Here is a 19,466-nt window from a genome sequence, read left to right on the forward strand (position 1 = left end):
GCCGGCCTTGACGCGAGCACGCCGAAGCCTCCGCGGCCCGATCAATCCTCGTCGCTGTCGTCATCCGGTGCCGCATCCGCTGCGGGCCTGCCGTAGCGCTTCACCAACTGCTCCCTGAAGCCCGCGAGCGACTTCTGCTCGTCGACGAGCTGGTACACATAGCCGAGCTGCGCGGGCCAGTCCTTCAGTTCCTCCGCGAAAATACGCAAGCGTTCGACCGTATCGAGCGCCGCCGCGGTATCGCCGGTCAGCGCCTGTAGCACCGCGTAGCGACGCAGCACGGTTTCGCCCGGCAACAGTGCAATCGCCTGTTTGTGCATCGCGAGCTTGCGTTGCAGGTTCAGCGGATTCATCGGCTGCAGTGTCGCCAGACCGTATTCGCCCCACGCGCCGAACATGAACGACGGATCGGCGGCGTACTGTTCGGCTGGACGCTGACCGTAGTACAGCACCTCGGCACGCGCATAGTCGCGATAGATCGGATACAGCGCGGCGAGTCCGCCGAATACCACGACCGCGAACGCGCCGAGCGACAGTTTCGCGGGCACCGCGCGCAACGGCCGCGTTTCGAGCAAGCCGAACACGAACATCGCAGGCAACAGGAAGAACATGTACTGCTGCGGATACTCGACGAGCGCATGCATCGTCAGCACGCCGATCAGCGCGATGCCGAACACGCGCGTGGCGCTTTGCGGCGCACGCACGACACGCACGAGCCACGCGACGAGACCCACGAGCACGATCCCGAGTCCGATAAGACCGGTTTTGGCGAGCAGATCGACGAAGATGTCATGCGAGTTGTTGGCGATTTCGACGCCGCCCAATTGCCTGACGAGCGCGAACTGATAGCTCGGAAATTCGCCCCAGCCGACGCCGAGCAGCGGATGCTGCTTGAACATCGTCCAGCCGTATTTCAATAGCGCGATGCGCGGCGCGATTTGACCGGCATCCTGGAAGCGCTCGGCCGCCGACTGCCCGAGTTCGAGGTGAAAACGCACGTTGGCCCAGCGAATCACCGCATTGACCACGAAAAACAGCACCGCGAGCGCGATCGGCACCAGCCAGTCACGGCTGCTACGACGCGATTGCGGTTCGTTGCGAGTCTGCGCGAACGCCATCCAGAAGCCGGCCACGACGATCACCCCCATCTGCAGCCACGGACCGCGCGACACGGTCAGCGCGAGGCCGACGGAGAAAATCGTCGACACGAGCAGCCAGATAGGCAGCGCGATGCGGCGCGTCTGCACGAGGTACAGCGCGCCCGCCATCGCGAACGCGATATAGGTCGCGAGGTGGTTCGCCTGCGCCATGTTGCCGAACGGCCGGCGATCGACAGTGATGTTGTACGCGACGATGAGCGGCGCCACGCGCGTTTCGAGGTGAAACAGCTGGATCACCTGGCTGAACACCGAGAACAGACCGCCGACGATCAACGCCCCCGCCGCCCAGCGCAACGCGGTCTCGTCGAGTTTCACACGCGCGAAGCCATAGCCCACGTGCGCGGCCATCCACGCAGCGAGCAGGAAGCCCGCGCCGAGCCAGTTCATCGACGGCTCAGCGACCGGCAGCACGAACGTTTGCAGCACCAGCAGGAGGCCGAACAGCAAGGGCACGAGCGCGACCATGGGCGACGCGAAGCTCACGCGCGGCCGGGCGGTCGCGACCGTCAGCATGACGGCCGCCCCGGTCAGCAGATACAGCGCGAGCGAGGTGAATTCGGAGTAGAAGGTTGGGATCGGATACGTATGGTTGGCAACCGCGTAGGGCAGGATCAACGCAAGAGCCAGCAGTACGAGAGACAGGTAGCGCGCGAAAGGGGTGGGCATCGAATCAACGGTGGGCGTCAGCAACCGGCGCACTATACAAAAATTTCGTTGCACTGTGCGCCGGTTCGGCCGAAATAGGCTGCAAATCAGCCCTTTACGTTGTGCCTTCGAGTCGTCCGGTCAGCGCCCGGCCGCCGTCTCGTTGGCTTGTTCAGTTCATCTGCCCCCTTACGATCGGCACTCGGGCGGCGCCAGATTCGCCGCGAGCGTCGGCGCTTCACCCGGCATCGGCCCCGACCCCGGCGCCGGCAACGAAGACGCGCTCTTGCCGCTCGCAAAGCATTCCCACGTCAGCGCGCCCGTCTGCACCGTGTCCTTGGCCAACGCGACACGTGCGCTCGGCGCATCGGCGTTGTCCGGCACCGAGGGCACCAGCGTCATCGTGTTCGCGCCGGCCTGCGCGACGCGCGTCGAGTACGTGATCGTGATCTGACCGGTGTCGTCGTCGATCTGGATGGACTCGACGTTGCGGGTGGCGGGCGGCGACGCATAACCGCCGCTGAATGCGTTGCCGCTCGCGGCGTTTTCGGCCACCGCGAGCCGCGCCGACGCCGCGAGCGACAAGCCCTCGCCGACCCGGCTGCGCGCCAGATAGTCCTGATACGCGGGAATCGCATAGGCCGCGATCACGCCGACGATCGCCAGCACGATCATCAGCTCGATCAACGTGAAGCCGACGCCGCAGCGCCGGCAAAGGCGCGCGAACCAATTCTCGCGCCAACGTGCGCGGCGCGACCTACGCGAAAATTGCGTCGATTGAGAGTAAGGGGAATACGGCAGGGTAACGATCATCGGCAGACTCCTGATACGAGAAACGCGTGGCCCGTGGATCGGGAACAGGCGTTTCCATCGTAGCGAGCGACGCTTGCGCGTCACAGTCAGCCGGATGGCCAGGCTTGCATTCGGACGGCATCACGGCTTAGGCAGCGGCGCACCGTCGATGCCATGCTCACACCGCCGCGCGTTTCGCGTTACGGCGCTTCAACAGATAACCGACGATCACGACGAACAGCGCGCCCGCGATGCTCATCCCGTATTCCGCGACGGGCGTGTCGAGGATCGGCCAACGGTCGCCGGCCGGGTCGTTGACCATCAGACCGCCCGCGATCCAGCCGAGCAGGCCCGCGCCGAACAGCACGATGCCCGGAAAGCGATCGAGCAGCTTCAGAATCAGCTGGCTGCCCCACACGATCAGCGGAATGCTCACGACGAGGCCAAAGATCACCAGAGCCAACCGGTGCTCGTGCTCCGCGGCTTCGGCCGCGCCCGCAATCGCGATTACGTTGTCCACGCTCATTACCGCATCCGCGATGATGATCGTCTTCACCGCCGAGATCAGCTTGTCGGCCGGCTTGACGTTGTCGTGAACGTCGTGCGCGGGCGCGAGCAAGCGCACGCCGATCCACAGCAGCAGCAACCCGCCCGCGAACTTCAGGAACGGCACGTCGAGCAGCGCGACCGCGAATGCGATCAGCACGACGCGCAGCAGGATCGCGCCGGCGGTTCCCCACACGATGCCGCGCATGCGTTGCGACTGCGGCAGGTTGCGGCAGGCGAGCGCAATGACGACCGCGTTATCGCCGCCGAGCAGCACGTCAATGACGATGATCTGAAAGACCGCGCCCCAATTGAGCGTCGTGAAGAATTCGAGCATGGAAAAAAGAATAAGAAAAAATCTACCGAGCGGACAGCACGACGGCGCAAGTGCGGACGAAAAAAAAGCGGGGGAGTCTGCACTCCCCCGCTTTTCGGGACCGCTCGCTCACGAAAGGACTTCGTAAGCGTATCAAAATCGCGCGCTCACGGCACGCGAATTCGATTTACAGCATCGCCTTCAGAAGACGCGCCATTTCCGACGGGTTCTTCGTGACCTTGATACCGCATGCGTCCATGATTTCCAGCTTCGCTTCAGCGGTGTCCGCACCGCCCGAGATCAGCGCGCCGGCGTGGCCCATGCGCTTGCCCGGAGGCGCCGTGACGCCGGCGATGAAGCCAACCACCGGCTTCTTCATGTTGTCCTTGATCCAGTGCGCGGCGTTCGCCTCGTCCGGACCGCCGATTTCGCCGATCATGATGACGGCGTCCGTATCGGGATCGTCGTTGAACATCTTCATCACGTCGATGTGCTTCAGACCGTTGATCGGATCGCCGCCGATACCGACTGCCGAAGACTGGCCGAGGCCGATCGCGGTCAGCTGGCCGACTGCTTCATACGTCAGCGTGCCCGAACGCGATACGACGCCGATGCGACCCTTGCGGTGGATGTGACCCGGCATGATGCCGATCTTCAGTTCGTCCGGCGTGATCGTGCCCGGGCAGTTCGGTCCGAGCAGCAGCGTCTTGCGGTTTTCGCGACGCATACGGTCCTTGATCTCGATCATGTCGCGGACGGGGATGCCTTCCGTGATACAGATTGCGAGATCCAGGTCGGCTTCGACGGCTTCCCAGATTGCCGCAGCAGCGCCTGCCGGCGGAACGTAAATCACCGACACGGTTGCGCCCGTTTCAGCCTTGGCTTCAGCGACGCTAGCGTAGATGGGGATGCCTTCGAAATCTTCGCCGGCGCGCTTCGGGTTCACGCCCGCGACGTACGCTTCGCGGCCGTTTGCGTATTCACGGCAAGCACGCGTGTGGAACTGACCGGTCTTGCCGGTGATGCCCTGCGTGATGACCTTGGTGTCTTTGTTGATCAGAATCGACATGTATTGACCTCTGTTCGTTTGGCGTCGCGCGGTAGCGCCACGCGGCGCGATGCTTCACGCCTGTGTCGCTCGCGCGCCGCCACTCGTCATGTTGGCAAATGAGCTGGTAAATGCGCCGTAGACAGGTGGCTTACGCCTTGCCCGAAGCAGCCGCGACGACCTTCTGAGCCGCTTCTTCCATGCTGTCCGCCGAGATGATCGGCAGGCCGGATTCAGCGAGCATCTTCTTGCCCAGGTCTTCGTTCGTGCCCTTCATGCGGACCACGAGCGGCACCTTCAGCGACACGGCCTTCGACGCAGCGATCACGCCTTCCGCGATCACGTCGCAGCGCATGATGCCACCGAAGATGTTGACCAGAATCGCGGTCAGGTTCGGGTTCTTCAGCATGATCTTGAACGCTTCGGTGACCTTCTCGGTCGTAGCTCCTCCGCCGACGTCGAGGAAGTTCGCCGGTTCGCCGCCGAACAGCTTGATGGTGTCCATCGTTGCCATTGCGAGGCCAGCGCCGTTCACGAGGCAGCCGATGTTGCCGTCGAGCGAGATGTACGCGAGGTCGAACTTCGACGCTTCGATTTCAGCCGGATCTTCTTCGTCCAGATCGCGGTAAGCGACGATTTCCGGATGACGGAACAGCGCGTTCGAATCGAAGTTGAACTTCGCGTCGAGTGCGATGACCTTGCCGTCGCCGGTCAGGATCAGCGGGTTGATTTCGGCGAGCGATGCGTCGGTTTCCCAGAATGCCTTGTAAAGGCCTTGCAGGATCGCGCGGGCTTGCGGGATCGAAGCGTCGGGCACGCCGATCTTCTTCGCGAGGTCGTCTGCTTCCGAGTCCTTCAGGCCGGTCGACGGATCGACTGCAACCTTGTGGATCAGCTCAGGCGTCTTTTCCGCGACTTCTTCGACGTCCATGCCGCCTTCGCTCGATGCCATCACGACGATCTTCTGCGAAACGCGATCGATCACGAGACCGACATACAGTTCCTTCTTGATGTCAGCGCCTTCTTCGATCAGAAGGCGATTGACCTTCTGGCCTTCCGGACCGGTCTGGTGCGTGACGAGCTGCATGCCGAGGATCTGGTTCGAGTACTCGCGAACCTGTTCCAGCGACTTGGCGACCTTGACGCCGCCGCCCTTGCCACGGCCACCTGCGTGGATCTGAGCCTTGACGACCCACACCGGGCCGCCGAGCTCTTCCGCGGCCTTGACCGCATCATCCACCGAGAAGACCGGCTTGCCGCGCGGTACCGCGACGCCGAATTTCCGCAGGATTTCCTTACCCTGGTACTCGTGAATCTTCATGCGTGATTCCCTTCAGTCTGAGAGTTGGATAGAACTTCGATTCCGTTTTGCCGCCGTTCAGGCCGGCGCGTCGCCGCTTGGTGCGCGAGTCGCCGCGTCGTCCGACGAGGCCGCGCGTTCCGCCGGACGCGGTGCGTGGCCATACCAGCGCGGATAAAACTGTTTCACCGCCTCGCCGTCGAAACGCAGCGCGTGGCAGCGTCCCAACTGGAATGGCGGTTTGTCGTTGGAATGCTCGCCTGTGCCGTTAGACGATTCGTCTCCCGAACCCGCGTTCGCGCCCGGCGTGCCTTCATCGGTGTTCCAGACTTCGCCGGCGAACGCCTGGATCGCGGCGGTCGGCAGCATCGCGCACAGCTCGGTGAGATGCGTGCAACCGGCCGTGCCGGCCAGCAAACGGGCAGCATCGCGACGGAAGTTGTGGAACAGATTGAGCCCGATGAGGGCACGGTAGGCGGGATTGCTGGCCTGGCATAACCCTGGATAGGGTACCCAGTCGGACGACGCCTCGGCGTCGACGACATTGAGCTTGCGATCGATGGTGATGCGAAGCCAGAGTTCATGGATCGGCTGACCATTGGGCCGGATTCCCGACGGAAGCGCCACATCTCGAGGCTTTTCGTCGGTCAGGCACGCTTCCACATCCCACAGGCCATCGGCTCGCTCGTAAGCTTCCGCTCTGATTGCGCGACGATGGCGCAACTGACGGGACACTGGCGGGGAGAGCGACATGCGGGAAGGAAAGGCCGGATTGGAAAACTTCTGGATTTTAGCATAACGGGTATTTGGGACAGCCCCGATTGCGCACGGCCTCGCGCCGGGCTACGGCGCGGCAATCGACCGGCCGTCGGGGCTGACGTGCTAGTCGCCGTCCCAGATGTCGTCAATACCCTTCAGGATTTTGCCGATCGTCGCGCCGGAGAAGCCGCGCGACGCCAGGAAGCGCGCCTGCTTCGCGCGCTCGGCCGGGGTTTTCGGCAGCTGGCCGAACTTCTTGCGCCAGACCGCCTGAGCGCGCGCGAGTTCGGTTTCACGCAATTGCGCACTCGCCTCTTCGACCAGCGCTGGGTTCAGCGCGTGCTGCTTCAGTTCGCCGAGAATGCGGCTCGTGCCGAGCCGCGTTGCGCGCCGGTGAACCAGACTTTCCGCGAAGCGCGAGTCCGATAGCCAGTTTTCGGCTTCCAGTGAGTCAAGCACCGTGTCGAGCGAATCGGTTTCCTCGACGTAGGGCTTCAGCTTGCGCGCGAGTTCGGCGCGGCTATATTCGCGACGCGACAGATAGCCGAGCGCGCGCGCTTTCAGCGGACGGGTTGGGCGTTGGGACTTTCTGCTGTCGTCTTGGTCGGCCAGCCCCGGTTTCGCTTCGCCGGCCTGGCGACGCGAACGGGTGTAGGTGACTTCGGAGGGGGATTGGGAATCGTGTCCGGAGAGATCCGGGCTGGACGATGCTGCAGGGGATCCGGACCGTGTACGCTGCGGCCCGCGGCCTGCGGCGCGGTCATGTGCGTCGAACGATTCGAACGGATCGAATGGATCGCCGGAATCAGGCGATCCATCCGCCGTGTCGCGCGGGCCGTCCGGATAGCGTCCGGAGTCGGAACCGGACAGAGGCCGGCCTTTGCGTATCACGTGATGCTTACTCTTCTTCGCCCGCGACTTCAGCGTCCGCGCCGGTCACGGCGTCCGCCATCGCGGTGACGCCCAGCGATTCGCGGATACGGTTTTCGATTTCGCGAGCGATGTCCGGATTTTCGCGCAGGAATTCACGCGCGTTGTCCTTGCCCTGACCGATCCGCTCGCCGTTGTAGCTGTACCATGCGCCAGCCTTGTCGACGATCTTCGCCTGCACGCCGAGGTCGATGATTTCGCCCTGACGCGAGATGCCCTCACCGTACAGGATGTCGAAGATGGCTTCGCGGAACGGCGGCGACACCTTGTTCTTGACGACCTTCACGCGTGTTTCGTTGCCGATCACTTCGTCGTTCTTCTTGATCGAACCGATGCGGCGAATGTCCAGACGCACCGATGCGTAGAACTTCAGCGCGTTACCGCCCGTGGTGGTTTCCGGGTTGCCGAACATCACGCCGATCTTCATGCGGATCTGGTTGATGAAGATCACGAGGCAGTTCGTGCGCTTGATCGTGCCGGTCAGCTTGCGCAGCGCCTGCGACATCAGACGCGCCTGCAGACCCGGCAGCGAGTCGCCCATTTCGCCTTCGATTTCCGCCTTCGGCACCAGCGCCGCGACCGAGTCGATCACGATCATGTCGATCGAGCCCGAGCGCACCAGCGCGTCGGCGATTTCGAGCGCCTGCTCGCCGGTGTCCGGTTGCGAGACCAGCAGGTCGGCGACGTTCACGCCGAGCTTGCCCGCATATTGAATGTCCAGCGCGTGTTCCGCGTCGATGAACGCCGCAGTGCCACCGAGCTTCTGCATTTCGGCGATGACCTGCAGCGTCAGCGTGGTTTTACCGGACGATTCCGGACCGTAGATTTCGACCACGCGGCCGCGCGGCAAACCGCCGACGCCCAGTGCGATGTCGAGGCCGAGCGATCCGGTGGAGACCACCTGGATGTCTTCGACTGCCTCACCTGCGCCGAGCCGCATGACCGACCCTTTGCCGAACTGCTTTTCGATCTGCGCGAGCGCGGCGGCGAGAGCCTTGCTCTTTTCAGCAGTCAGTCCAGCCGAGCCTTTCTTGCTTTCTTCCATGAATCGTCCTTTGCTATGATGAACGGCGTCTGAGGCAGGTGTGCACCCGTGGTTTCACTCGAATTGAGCGGAGCCTGCAGGACATCACACGAAACGCAGACACTGTATAAAAAAACAGTGGTTTTGGCAAGCGCGATTATGATGCGAACGCGCATTTTTAATGTCGCGTCACCCCCACTACCCACAATAATGTTCGGAGACCGCTGCGCGCCGGGGCAAGCCCCACGGTGCCGGCAAAGCCAGGCTGGCGCACCATGCGAATTCTGATTGCCGAAGACGACAGCATACTCGCGGACGGTCTGGTTCGATCACTCCGCCAATCGGCCTATGCGGTCGATCACGTCAAAAGCGGCGTAGAAGCCGATACCGCGTTGTCAATGCAGACGTTCGACCTATTGATCCTCGATCTGGGCCTGCCGCGCATGTCCGGGCTGGAGGTGCTGCGCCGCCTGCGCGCGCGCAATTCGAACCTGCCCGTGCTGATCCTGACCGCCGCAGACAGTGTCGACGAACGCGTCAAAGGCCTCGACCTCGGCGCCGACGATTACATGGCCAAACCCTTCGCACTGAATGAACTCGAAGCGCGCGTGCGCGCGCTGACGCGGCGCGGTGCCGGCGGCGGCCCGACCGTCGTGCGGCATGGCTCGCTGTCGTTCGATCAGGTGGGCCGCATCGCCTATGTCAACGACCAGGTGATCGATCTGTCCGCGCGCGAGCTCGGTCTGCTCGAAGTGCTGCTGCAACGGATCGGCCGGCTGGTCTCGAAAGAGCAGCTCGTCGACCATCTGTGCGAATGGGGCGAGGAAGTCAGCAACAACGCGATCGAAGTCTACGTGCACCGGCTGCGCAAGAAGATCGAGCCGAGCGGCGTGCGCATCATCACCGTGCGCGGGCTCGGCTACTGCCTCGAAAAAGCGGCGCCGCCCGCGAATGCGAACAGGCCCGCCGCCGGCTCCGAGCCGCAAACGGCGCAAACGGCGCAAACGGCACAAGCGGCACAAGCAGTACCACCTTCCCCCGCGCCGTCGTCCGCCGCGATGCCGGCGAGCCATCACTACAAATAGAGGCCAGCGATGTCCGCACGCGCTGATCGCGCCACGGCGCACGCGGCGGACCTCGACGAGGCGCGCGACGCGCGCTACGCCAACCCGTTCGCCCCGCCCGACGAAACCGAAGCCGCCGCCGAGGCGCGTCCGCGCTCGCTGTTCGGCGAGATTCTCGACTGGATGCTCGCCCCGCTGCTGCTGTTGTGGCCGATGAGCCTCGCGGTCACCTATCTGGTCGCGAAATCGATCGCGAACGGGCCGTTCGACCGCGCGCTCGAAACCGACGCCTATGTGCTCGCGCGCCAGATCCATCCGGTCAACGGCGTCGCGGAGCTGTCGCTGCCCGACTCGACGCGCGACTTCCTGCGCGCCGACAACGTTGACAGCGTGTTCTTCCAGGTGCTCGGCACGCGCGGCGAGCTGGTGGCCGGCGAGCGCGACATGCCGCTGCCGCACGAGGAGGACCGCCCGCCACCGGGCCTCGTCGAATTCCGCGACGACGTGCTGCGGGGCAACGACATCCGCGTCGCGTATACGACCGTCGAGTTTCCGCAGACGCCGGGCGCGCAGCCCGTGCTGGTGCAGGTCGCCGAAACGCTCGACAAGCGCAGCCAGCTCGCCAACGACATCATCAAGGGCGTGATCCTGCCGCAGTTCGTGATCCTGCCGCTCGCGATCCTGCTCGTGTGGTTCGGGCTATCGCGCGGGCTCGAGCCGCTGCATGCGCTGCAGGCGCATATCCGCGCGCGGCGGCCGGACGATCTGTCGCCGCTCGAAGCGCGCCGCGCGCCGCCGGAAATCGAGCCGCTCGTCACGTCGTTCAACGATCTGCTCACGCGCCTCGAACAGAACATGGAGCTGCAAAAGCGCTTTATCGCCGACGCCGCGCATCAGATGAAAACGCCGCTCGCCGGGCTGCGCACGCAGGCCGAGCTAGCGCTGCGCCAGAACGCGTCGGCCGAGGTGCATCGCTCGCTCGAACAGATCGCGACGAGCTCCGAGCACGCCGCGCGGCTCGTCACGCAGCTGCTCGCGCTCGCGCGCGCGGAAAACCGTCGGTCGGGGCAGATCTTCACGCCGGTCGAACTCGGCGAACTCGCGCGCAGCGCGGTGCGCGAATGGGTGCAGGCCGCGCTCGCCAAGCAGATGGACCTCGGCTACGAAGCGCCCGACGAGCCGGTCGAGGTCGCCGGCAATCCGGTGATGCTGCGCGAAATGCTGTCGAACCTGATCGACAACGCGATCCGCTATACGCCGGCGGGCGGCCGCATCACCGTGCGCGTGCGGCACGACGCCCCGGCGCGGCTCGTGCATCTGGAAGTCGAGGACACCGGGCTCGGCATTCCGGCCAGCGAGCGCTCGCGCGTGGTCGAGCGCTTCTACCGGATTCTGGGCCGCGAGGGCGACGGCAGCGGCCTCGGTCTCGCGATCGTGCGCGAGATCGCGGCGATGCACGGCGGCGAGCTCGCGATCGACGACAACGTCTACCAGGAGTCGCCGCGGCTCGCCGGCACCCTGGTGCGCGTCAGCTTGCAGGTGCTCGAACGGGGGCGGGACTTACCCTAACACGGCCCCATAGCCAGCTTGATCGTCAGCGTGTTTTTGAGATATTTCGGCGCGGATCGCACAAATATCGCCGCACATTGACCGAAATTGATCGCCTGTTCGCCGGTTTACCGGACTACCCCAGGTTTTGGCGTCGAGTCAGAACGCCGTAAGTTTCCACTCCAATAATCGGTTGCACGGGGACGCCTGCGCTGGCGATCCGTGTGTATATCAATATTGGAGACGACATATGGCTACCGTTGGCGGGCAACTCTCGCACGCGCCGATGACGCGCGATGAGAAGCGGGTGATCTTCGCATCGTCGCTGGGTACGGTTTTCGAGTGGTACGACTTTTATCTGGCCGGTTCGCTTGCGGCCTTCATCAGCAAGAGCTTCTTTTCCGGCGTCAATCCGACCGCGGCGTTCATTTTCACGCTGCTCAGCTTCGCCGCGGGCTTCGCGGTGCGGCCGTTCGGCGCGGTAGTATTCGGACGGCTCGGTGACATGGTCGGGCGCAAGTACACGTTCCTGATCACGATCATCATCATGGGTCTGTCGACGTTCCTCGTCGGCTTCCTGCCCGGCTATGCGGCGATCGGCATCGCTTCGCCGGTGATCTTCATCGCGATGCGCCTGCTGCAGGGTCTCGCGCTCGGCGGCGAGTACGGCGGCGCCGCGACCTACGTGGCCGAACACGCGCCGGCGAACCGCCGCGGCTTCTACACCGCGTGGATCCAGACCACCGCGACGCTCGGCCTGTTCCTGTCGCTGCTCGTGATCCTCGGCGTGCGTACTTTCATGGGCGAAGACGCGTTCGGCGCCTGGGGCTGGCGCATCCCGTTCGTCGTGTCGATTCTGCTGCTCGCGGTGTCGGTGTGGATTCGCCTGCAACTGCATGAGTCGCCGGTGTTCGAGCGCATCAAGGCCGAGGGCAAGACCTCGAAGGCGCCGCTCTCCGAAGCGTTCGGCCAGTGGAAGAACCTGAAGGTCGTGATTCTCGCGCTGCTCGGCCTGACGGCCGGCCAGGCTGTCGTGTGGTACACGGGCCAGTTCTACACGCTGTTCTTCCTCACGCAGACGCTGAAGGTCGACGGTACGAGCGCCAACATCATGATCGCGCTCGCGCTGCTGATCGGCACGCCGTTCTTCCTGTTCTTCGGCTCGCTGTCGGATCGCATCGGCCGCAAGCCGATCATCATGGCCGGTCTGCTGATCGCCGCGCTGACGTACTTCCCGCTGTTCAAGGCGCTCACGCACTACACGAACCCGGCGCTCGAAGCCGCAACCGCGAAGTCGCCGATCGTCGTGATCGCCGATCCGGGCGAGTGCTCGTTCCAGTTCAACCCAGTGGGCACGGCTAAGTTCGTGACCTCGTGCGATATCGCGAAGGGCGCGCTGTCGCGAGCCGGCCTGAACTACGACAACGTCGCGGCGCCGGCCGGCACGATCGCGCAGATCCGCGTGGGTGATACGGTCGTCAACACGTTCGACGGCCGCGCCCCCGACGCGAAGGAGCAAGCCAAGACCTTCGAGAAGACGCTCGCCGCGACGCTGAAGGCCGCCGGCTACCCGCCGAAGGCCGATCCGGCTCAGATCAACTGGCCGATGAGCGTCGTGATCCTGACGATCCTCGTGATCTACGTAACGATGGTCTACGGTCCTATCGCGGCGATGCTGGTCGAGATGTTCCCGACGCGCATCCGTTATACGTCGATGTCGCTGCCGTATCACATCGGCAATGGCTGGTTCGGCGGCTTCCTGCCGGCGACCGCGTTCGCGATCGTCGCCGCGCGGGGCAACATCTACTCGGGGCTCTGGTATCCGATCATCATCGCGGTGATCACCTTCGTGATCGGCATGCTGTTCGTGCGCGAAACCAAGGACTCGGATATCTACGCAAAAGATTGAGTGGACCGCGAGTCCGGGCCACCTGAAAAAGTTGTGCGCCGGGGGTTGACAGCCTCCGGTTGCCCCAGCATAATCTCCCTTCTTTCGGCGAATTAGCTCAGTCGGTTAGAGCGACGGAATCATAATCCGCAGGTCCGGGGTTCGAGTCCCTGATTCGCCACCAGCTTCAAGAAAAAGCCGCTGTCCCACAAGGACAGCGGCTTTTTTGTTTTTCAACGCTGCCACGTCAACTCAGGTCGTTACACGATCCGGCCGGTGTCGGGTGAAAGAGAAGCGCCACGACGGTCACCACACCGAACGCCGCCCCCGCATAAAACGTCATGGCGGCACCCACACGTTCCCACAGCTGACCTGCGATAACGCTCGAAACCAGCGTCACGATGCCGCTCAGCAGATTGAAGAAACCAAATGCAGTCCCACGCAGATGCGCCGGCGCCGTGTGCGCGACCATCGTGGCGAGCAGGCCTTGAGTCATCCCCATGTGCAGCCCCCAAAGCGCTACCCCGACGACGACGACACCCCAGTGGGTGCCCTGCGCCAGCACGAGGTCGGCGCCGATCAACACGATCAGACCACCGATCAGCAGCCGCGTATGACGCATCGTGTCCGCGAGTTTCCCGAACGGATAAGCGGACAGCGCGTAGACGACATTCATTGCCACCATGACCAGCGGAACGAGCGCAATCGGTACGCCGCTACCCATCGCACGAAGCACCAGGAAAGCCTCGCTGAATCGCGCCAACGCGAACACAGCCCCTATCCCTACGACCCACCAGTAGTCCAAACCAAGGTCCTTGAGACTCTGCCACCTCACAGGGTTGCTTCTCTTGGCACGAGGCTCGTGCTCGGGCTCCGTGATACCGAACGTCAACAACGCGACCGCGAGCACGCCGGGAATGACGGCAAGCCAGAACGCAAGCCGAAAATTGTCTGTCCATATCAGCATGATGAGAACGGCCAGCAGTGGTCCGACAAACGCACCGACCGTATCGAGCGACTGGCGCAGGCCGAAGGCCGCGCCACGCAGGTGTTGCGGCGTGACATCTGCGATGAGCGCATCGCGAGGCGCACCACGAATGCCCTTGCCGACACGGTCGATGACGCGCGCCGTCACCACGACTCCCACCGACGACGCTACAGCAAAAAGCGGCTTGCTCATCGCGCCGAGCGCATACCCGGCGACGGCGAGCCACTTCCGGTTGCCGAGGTAGTCGCTTAGCGTTCCCGAAAACACCTTGACGATTTGAGCCGTGGCCTCCGCGACGCCTTCGATGAGCCCAATCGCGCCGGCCCCGGCGCCAAGGCTCGCCAAGAGAAACATCGGCAGCAGGCTGTGGATGATTTCGGATGAGATGTCCATGAAAAGGCTCACACATCCTAGAACCCACACGCTGCGTGGAATCTGCCGCACGACATTGACTTGCGGTTCGTTTCGCATTCGAGAGGGATGGCATCAAATAACGCGGTAGAAACGGTACGGACGCATGCGAGCGCTAGCGCAGTTCGCTACGACCGCTACATCTTATCTGGCATCGCTGAGTCGGATACCTCCGCGGCGCGTCACCGATGGCGGCGCAAGAATTGCTGTCGCACTGTGGGAAATGCCCAGCGCTGGGTCTGGCTCGTTCATCGCGAGCGTGGCTTGCGAGCGAGCGTTACGCGAGCATCCGGATGGAACGAACGATGAGCAATGGCGTCGCAGAGTATGGGCAGTGAAGCGCCGCGGGTTTCGTTGGCAGCTCCGTCTCTTGAGAGAATAGCGCCCCGAGAAAGTCTGGCAAGTTCTCTCCGGAGGTTCAACGCGCGTCCACAATGCAGAACCTGGCAGGCTTCCTTCCGCAATTCCGTCGCAACTTCGAGGAGGTTCCTAAATGACGTTCCGCACCGTCGCGCTTGCCGCAACCACCGCTGCGCTCACGCTCGCCGGCACGACCGCCGCCCTCACCGCACAGGCCCAAACGCCGAGCACGTCGGACAGTCAATGGCGCGCCAGCTCGACCATGCTCGCGACGCTGCTGCAGGACGGCTACAAGATCGTCGCCGTGGTCAACAACGGGCCGGCCGACACGATCTTCGTGCAGCGCGATCAGAGCGCGTTCAAATGCATCGATGCGCAGCAACCGGAAGCAAAAGCGAAAACGGCGGCCGCGGGCTGTTATGAGCTGGTACCGCCGAGCGGCGGCGCGCCAGCGTCGGAATCCAAATAACGTGATTTGAAGCGCGTGCCCAACGTCGCTCGGGCTCGCGCGAAAGACTTCAGCGCCTCGCCGACACCGCGACGCTTCAGCGATCCACCAGCCGGCTCAGGTTGCCGCGCACCCGCTGGAGCAGCGCGATCAACTGCGCCGCTTCTTCATCGCTGAAACCATTGAGCGCTTCGAGCGCGACCTCGTCGCCGACCTTGCGCGCCTTGCCGAGCGTGCGCTCGGCCTTCGGCGTCATGCGCACCTGGCGCTCGCGGCGATCCTGCGGATTCGCGGTCCGCTCGATCCAGCCGCCCTCCTCCATCCGATCGAGCAGCCGGCCCGCCGAGATCGGCGCGACCTCGAGCAGATCTGCGAGCCGGGCCTGATTGATCTCGCCGTAATGGCCGAGATAGGCGAGCACGCGACACTGCGCGCGAGTCAGGTCGACCGACGACTTCGCGTGATCGTCGAATCGCTTGCCCGCCAGCCGGCCGACGTCGTAGATCAGAAAGCCGAAGCGCTCTTCGAATTGGGTTTTCATGCGCGGATTATACGGAAGCAGTTCGGCTTTCAGCGTGCTTACCCCCTGCGTTCGAGGTTCAGCACAACTCCCAATAGCGCAAACCTGCATTGGCGATATACTAAGCATGCTTACGATATCGACCCTCCCCACCTTTCATGTCTTCCGCCTCCACGCCGGCGAGCGCCACTGAGCTGCTCAACCGGCCGATGATCACAGTCTCGATCATGCTCGCGACGCTCATCCAGACGCTCGACAGCACGATCGCCAACGTGGCGCTGCCGCATATGCAAGGCACGCTGTCCGCGTCGCAGGACGAGATCACGTGGGTGCTGACTTCCTATATCGTCGCCGCCGCGATCGCCACGCCGCTGACTGGCTGGCTGGCGGACCGCCTGAGCGTCAAGCGGCTGCTGCTAATTGCAATCGGCGGCTTCACGGTGGCATCGGCGTTGTGCGGTCTCTCCGAGACGCTGTCGCAGATCGTCGTGTCGCGTTTGCTGCAAGGGATTTTCGGCGCGTCGCTCGTGCCGCTGTCGCAGTCGATCCTGCTCGACATCAACCCGCGTGAAAAGCAGGGCCAGGCGATGGCCGTATGGGGCATGGGCGTGATGGTCGGGCCGATTCTCGGGCCGACGCTCGGCGGCTGGCTCACCGATAGCTACAACTGGCGCTGGGTGTTCTTCATCAACGTGCCGATCGGCGCGTTCGCGCTGTTCGGCGTCGCGACCTTCCTGCCCACGCGCGAGCCCAAGCACGACGTGAAGTTCGACGCGTTCGGCTTCGTCACGCTCGGCCTCGCAATCGGAGCGTTGCAGGCGATGCTCGATCGCGGCGAGCAGCTCGACTGGTTTTCATCGACCGAGATCGTGATCGAGGCGCTCGTCGCGGCGATCAGCTTCGCGTTCTTCCTCGTCCACACGGCGACGGTCGGCGAGCGCTCGTTTTTCAAGTACAAGTTGCTGAAAGACCCGAACTTCGCGACCGGCACGTTCTTCATCTTCGTGATCGGCGCGGTGATGTACGCGACCCGCGCGCTGCTGCCGCCGATGCTGCAGAACCTGATGGGCTATCCGGTCGCGACCACCGGCCTCGTCACCGCGCCGAGCGGCGCCGGCACGATGGTCGCGATGCTCATCGCCGGCCGGCTGCTCAGGCGCGTCGACGCGCGGCTTCTATTGCTCTGCGGCTTCCTGATCTCGGCGTTCGCGCTGTGGCAGATGATGCATTACACGATCGTGCTGTCGGAGTCGAGCATCGTGTGGCCCGGCGTGATCCAGGGCTTCGGGCTCGGCCTCGTGTTCGTGCCGCTGTCCGCACTGACGTTCTCGACGCTGTCGCCGGAGCTGCGCGCGGACGGCACCGCGACCTATAGCCTGATGCGCAATATCGGCAGCAGTATCGGCATTTCGATCGTGCAGACGCTGATGACGCGCAACACGCAAATCTCGCACGCGGACCTCGCCGCGAACGTGACTGCGTTCAATCCGGCGCTGCAGTCGATGCTCGACGGCGGCTCGAGCTACGACATCGCGGCACTGAACGCGTCGATCACGCAGCAGGCGGCAATGGTCGCGTATCTGAACGACTTCAAGCTGATGTTCGTGGCGACGCTGCTGGTCATCCCGCTATTGCTGCTGATCCGGCCGTCGCATAAGGCGCCGGATGCGTCGGCCGCGCATGCGGCGATGGATTGAGATCGAGCTCGGCGCTGTCCGCCTCAGCCTTCGATTCGCCCGCGCGTCACGCCGAGCAATGACGACATCGCCGCGTACGCCGCCGCGGTATCGCGCGCGCGGATCGCGTCGTACACCGCCGTGTGCTCGGCGAGCGACGCGTTGAACACATCGGCGCGTTTCGCATTGAGCCGCAACTGTGCCTCGAGCGTGCGCTCGATCAGCGCGCCGAGCGGAATCAGCAATTCGTTGCTGCACGCGGTCAGCACGCACAGATGGAACTGCAGATCCGCACGCACCCATTCATCGACGTTACGCGCCGCCACCATCGCGGCATGGGCGGCCGCAAGCGCGCCCAAGGTGTCATCGGTGCACGCGGTGGCCGCGAGGCCGGCCGCATAAGGCTCGATCATCTCGCGCATTTCCTGCAGCTTGAGTGCGAACGCCATCGGCTCGGCGACGCGCGAATACCAGTCGAGCAGATCGGCATCGAGCAGATTCCACGCGGACTTGACCCGCACGCGTGTACCCACGCGCGGCCGCGATTCGATCAGTCCTTTCGACGTCAGCGTGCGCAGCGCCTCGCGCAGCACCGTGCGGCTCACACCGAACGTCTCCATCAACTCGGCTTCGCGAGGCAGGATCGACTCCGGCGCATAGTCGCCGCGCAGAATCGCGGTCGCGAGCAGTTGGGTGACTCGCCCATGCAGATCGTGCGGAATGGTTTTCTCCTCGCGGGTGGTGGTCTCGTCGCGCAACGGCGACGAGTATTCCAAATCTCACCACTATGTGACAAATAGTACTATTAATAGTATTTTAGTGCACTTTTGTTGTAGCATGGAACTCCCAAAATTCTTTGCGTGCCGGCAGATCGTCAGGAGACTCACATCATGAAAATCACCAAGCTCGAAACCTTCATCGTCCCGCCGCGCTGGTGCTTCCTCAAGATCGAGACCGACGAAGGCATCGTCGGTTGGGGCGAGCCGGTGGTGGAAGGCCGCGCGCATACGGTCGCCGCCGCCGTCGAGGAACTCTCCGACTATCTGATCGGCAAGGACCCGCTGTTGATCGAGGACCACTGGCAGGTGATGTACCGCGCGGGCTTTTATCGCGGCGGTCCGATCACGATGAGCGCGATCGCCGGCGTCGACCAGGCGCTCTGGGACATCAAGGGCAAGCATCACGGCGTGCCGGTGCATGCGCTGCTCGGCGGCCAGGTGCGCGACAAGATCAAGGTGTACTCGTGGATCGGCGGCGACCGCCCGAGCGATGTCGCGAACAACGCGCGCGCGGTGGTCGAGCGTGGCTTCAAGGCCGTCAAGATGAACGGCTCGGAAGAGCTGCAGATCATCGACACCTTCGACAAGGTGCAAGGCGTGATCAACAACGTCGCGGCGGTCCGCGAGGCGGTCGGGCCGAACATCGGCATCGGCGTGGACTTCCACGGTCGCGTGCACAAGCCGATGGCGAAGGTGCTCGCCAAGGAACTCGATCCGTACAAGCTGCTGTTCATCGAAGAGCCGGTGCTGTCGGAGAATGCAGAGGCGCTGCGCGACATCGTGAACCAGACCAATACCCCGATCGCGCTCGGCGAGCGTCTGTATTCGCGCTGGGACTTCAAGCACATCCTGTCGGGCGGCTACGTCGACATCATCCAGCCGGATGCCTCGCACGCGGGCGGCATCACGGAGTGCCGCAAGATCGCCGCGATGGCCGAAGCCTACGACGTCGCGCTCGCGCTGCATTGTCCGCTCGGCCCGATTGCGCTCGCAACCTGCCTGCAGATCGACGCGGTCAGCTACAACGCGTTCATCCAGGAACAGAGCCTCGGCATCCACTACAACCAGGGCAACGACCTGCTCGATTACATCAAGAATCCGGAAGTCTTCAAATATGAAGACGGCTTCGTGTCGATCCCGCAGGGCCCGGGCCTCGGCATCGAAGTGAACGAAGAGAAGGTGCGCGAAATGGCGAAGGTCGGTCATCGCTGGCGCAATCCGGTGTGGCGTCACACGGACGGCAGCGTCGCCGAATGGTGATTCG

17 protein-coding genes and 1 tRNA gene are annotated in these 19,466 nt (G+C 63.7%); 7 read left to right on the plus strand and 11 right to left on the minus strand.

Annotated elements, in window-relative coordinates; translation table 11 throughout:
- Positions 1–41: 41 nt before the first annotated feature.
- The 8 genes from AB3X89_RS14885 to recA form a co-directional block, all read right to left on the minus strand.
- Entirely contained in the window at positions 42–1,826 is a 1,785-nt protein-coding gene (locus tag AB3X89_RS14885) for a PglL family O-oligosaccharyltransferase (RefSeq protein ID WP_368583981.1), read from the minus strand.
- Between the two features lie 168 nt (positions 1,827–1,994).
- A complete protein-coding gene (locus AB3X89_RS14890) occupies positions 1,995–2,618 on the minus strand; it encodes a pilin (RefSeq protein WP_368583982.1) in 624 nt (207 codons plus the stop codon).
- Between the two features lie 157 nt (positions 2,619–2,775).
- A complete protein-coding gene (locus AB3X89_RS14895; protein ID WP_018437749.1) occupies positions 2,776–3,480 on the minus strand; it encodes a TerC family protein in 705 nt (234 codons plus the stop codon).
- 166 nt (positions 3,481–3,646) lie between these two features.
- The gene (gene sucD, locus AB3X89_RS14900) at positions 3,647–4,528 is read right to left on the minus strand and encodes a succinate--CoA ligase subunit alpha (protein ID WP_013090441.1); all 882 of its coding nucleotides are present in this window, start codon (positions 4,526–4,528) and stop codon (positions 3,647–3,649) included.
- Positions 4,529–4,658: 130 nt separating this feature from the next.
- Positions 4,659–5,828 carry an ADP-forming succinate--CoA ligase subunit beta gene (sucC, locus tag AB3X89_RS14905; protein ID WP_013090442.1) on the minus strand — a complete coding sequence of 390 codons (1,170 nt, stop codon included), beginning with the start codon at positions 5,826–5,828 and terminating at the stop codon, positions 4,659–4,661.
- Between the two features lie 57 nt (positions 5,829–5,885).
- Positions 5,886–6,560, minus strand: coding sequence for a DUF2889 domain-containing protein (locus tag AB3X89_RS14910; RefSeq protein ID WP_368583983.1), 675 nt, complete (start codon positions 6,558–6,560; stop codon positions 5,886–5,888).
- 129 nt (positions 6,561–6,689) lie between these two features.
- Complete coding sequence (gene recX, locus AB3X89_RS14915; protein ID WP_368583984.1) at positions 6,690–7,457, minus strand: recombination regulator RecX; 768 nt, start codon at positions 7,455–7,457, stop codon at positions 6,690–6,692.
- Positions 7,458–7,464: 7 nt separating this feature from the next.
- The gene (gene recA, locus AB3X89_RS14920) at positions 7,465–8,541 is read right to left on the minus strand and encodes a recombinase RecA (RefSeq protein WP_368583985.1); all 1,077 of its coding nucleotides are present in this window, start codon (positions 8,539–8,541) and stop codon (positions 7,465–7,467) included.
- 254 nt (positions 8,542–8,795) lie between these two features.
- Here recA and AB3X89_RS14925 point away from each other — a divergent pair, with 254 nt between their 5' ends.
- The 4 genes from AB3X89_RS14925 to AB3X89_RS14940 all read left to right on the plus strand — a co-directional run bounded on the left by AB3X89_RS14925 (position 8,796) and on the right by AB3X89_RS14940 (position 13,204).
- The gene (locus tag AB3X89_RS14925; protein WP_368583986.1) at positions 8,796–9,605 is read left to right on the plus strand and encodes a response regulator; all 810 of its coding nucleotides are present in this window, start codon (positions 8,796–8,798) and stop codon (positions 9,603–9,605) included.
- A gap of 9 nt (positions 9,606–9,614) precedes the next feature.
- Positions 9,615–11,153, plus strand: coding sequence for a sensor histidine kinase N-terminal domain-containing protein (locus AB3X89_RS14930; RefSeq protein WP_368583987.1), 1,539 nt, complete (start codon positions 9,615–9,617; stop codon positions 11,151–11,153).
- Positions 11,154–11,382: 229 nt separating this feature from the next.
- Complete coding sequence (locus AB3X89_RS14935; protein WP_368583988.1) at positions 11,383–13,041, plus strand: MFS transporter; 1,659 nt, start codon at positions 11,383–11,385, stop codon at positions 13,039–13,041.
- A gap of 86 nt (positions 13,042–13,127) precedes the next feature.
- Positions 13,128–13,204 (plus strand) — tRNA-Met (locus tag AB3X89_RS14940).
- A 63-nt stretch (positions 13,205–13,267) separates the two neighbouring features.
- Here the strand turns inward: AB3X89_RS14940 and AB3X89_RS14945 are convergent.
- Positions 13,268–14,479 carry an MFS transporter gene (locus tag AB3X89_RS14945; RefSeq protein WP_368583989.1) on the minus strand — a complete coding sequence of 404 codons (1,212 nt, stop codon included), beginning with the start codon at positions 14,477–14,479 and terminating at the stop codon, positions 13,268–13,270.
- 433 nt (positions 14,480–14,912) lie between these two features.
- Between AB3X89_RS14945 and AB3X89_RS14950 the strand changes: the two genes are divergently transcribed.
- Positions 14,913–15,248, plus strand: coding sequence for a hypothetical protein (locus AB3X89_RS14950; protein WP_176121782.1), 336 nt, complete (start codon positions 14,913–14,915; stop codon positions 15,246–15,248).
- Positions 15,249–15,324: 76 nt separating this feature from the next.
- Here the strand turns inward: AB3X89_RS14950 and AB3X89_RS14955 are convergent, their stop codons facing one another.
- Positions 15,325–15,768: a MarR family winged helix-turn-helix transcriptional regulator gene (locus tag AB3X89_RS14955; protein WP_026229127.1), complete on the minus strand. Its 444-nt coding sequence runs from the start codon at positions 15,766–15,768 to the stop codon at positions 15,325–15,327.
- 137 nt (positions 15,769–15,905) lie between these two features.
- On the opposite strand from AB3X89_RS14955, the gene AB3X89_RS14960 reads away from it, so the two are divergent.
- Positions 15,906–17,444 (plus strand): DHA2 family efflux MFS transporter permease subunit, encoded by a 1,539-nt coding sequence (locus tag AB3X89_RS14960; protein WP_368583990.1) that lies wholly within the window; start codon positions 15,906–15,908, stop codon positions 17,442–17,444.
- Between the two features lie 23 nt (positions 17,445–17,467).
- Here AB3X89_RS14960 and AB3X89_RS14965 read toward each other — a convergent pair whose 3' ends face one another.
- Complete coding sequence (locus AB3X89_RS14965) at positions 17,468–18,181, minus strand: FadR/GntR family transcriptional regulator (RefSeq protein WP_368584071.1); 714 nt, start codon at positions 18,179–18,181, stop codon at positions 17,468–17,470.
- Positions 18,182–18,313: 132 nt separating this feature from the next.
- Here AB3X89_RS14965 and dgoD point away from each other — a divergent pair, with 132 nt between their 5' ends.
- Positions 18,314–19,462 (plus strand): galactonate dehydratase, encoded by a 1,149-nt coding sequence (dgoD, locus tag AB3X89_RS14970; protein WP_176121784.1) that lies wholly within the window; start codon positions 18,314–18,316, stop codon positions 19,460–19,462.
- Positions 19,463–19,466 lie beyond the last annotated feature (4 nt).

The sequence above is a fragment of the Paraburkholderia sp. BR14320 genome, assembly GCF_040948665.1.
Lineage (GTDB): Bacteria > Pseudomonadota > Gammaproteobacteria > Burkholderiales > Burkholderiaceae > Paraburkholderia > Paraburkholderia youngii.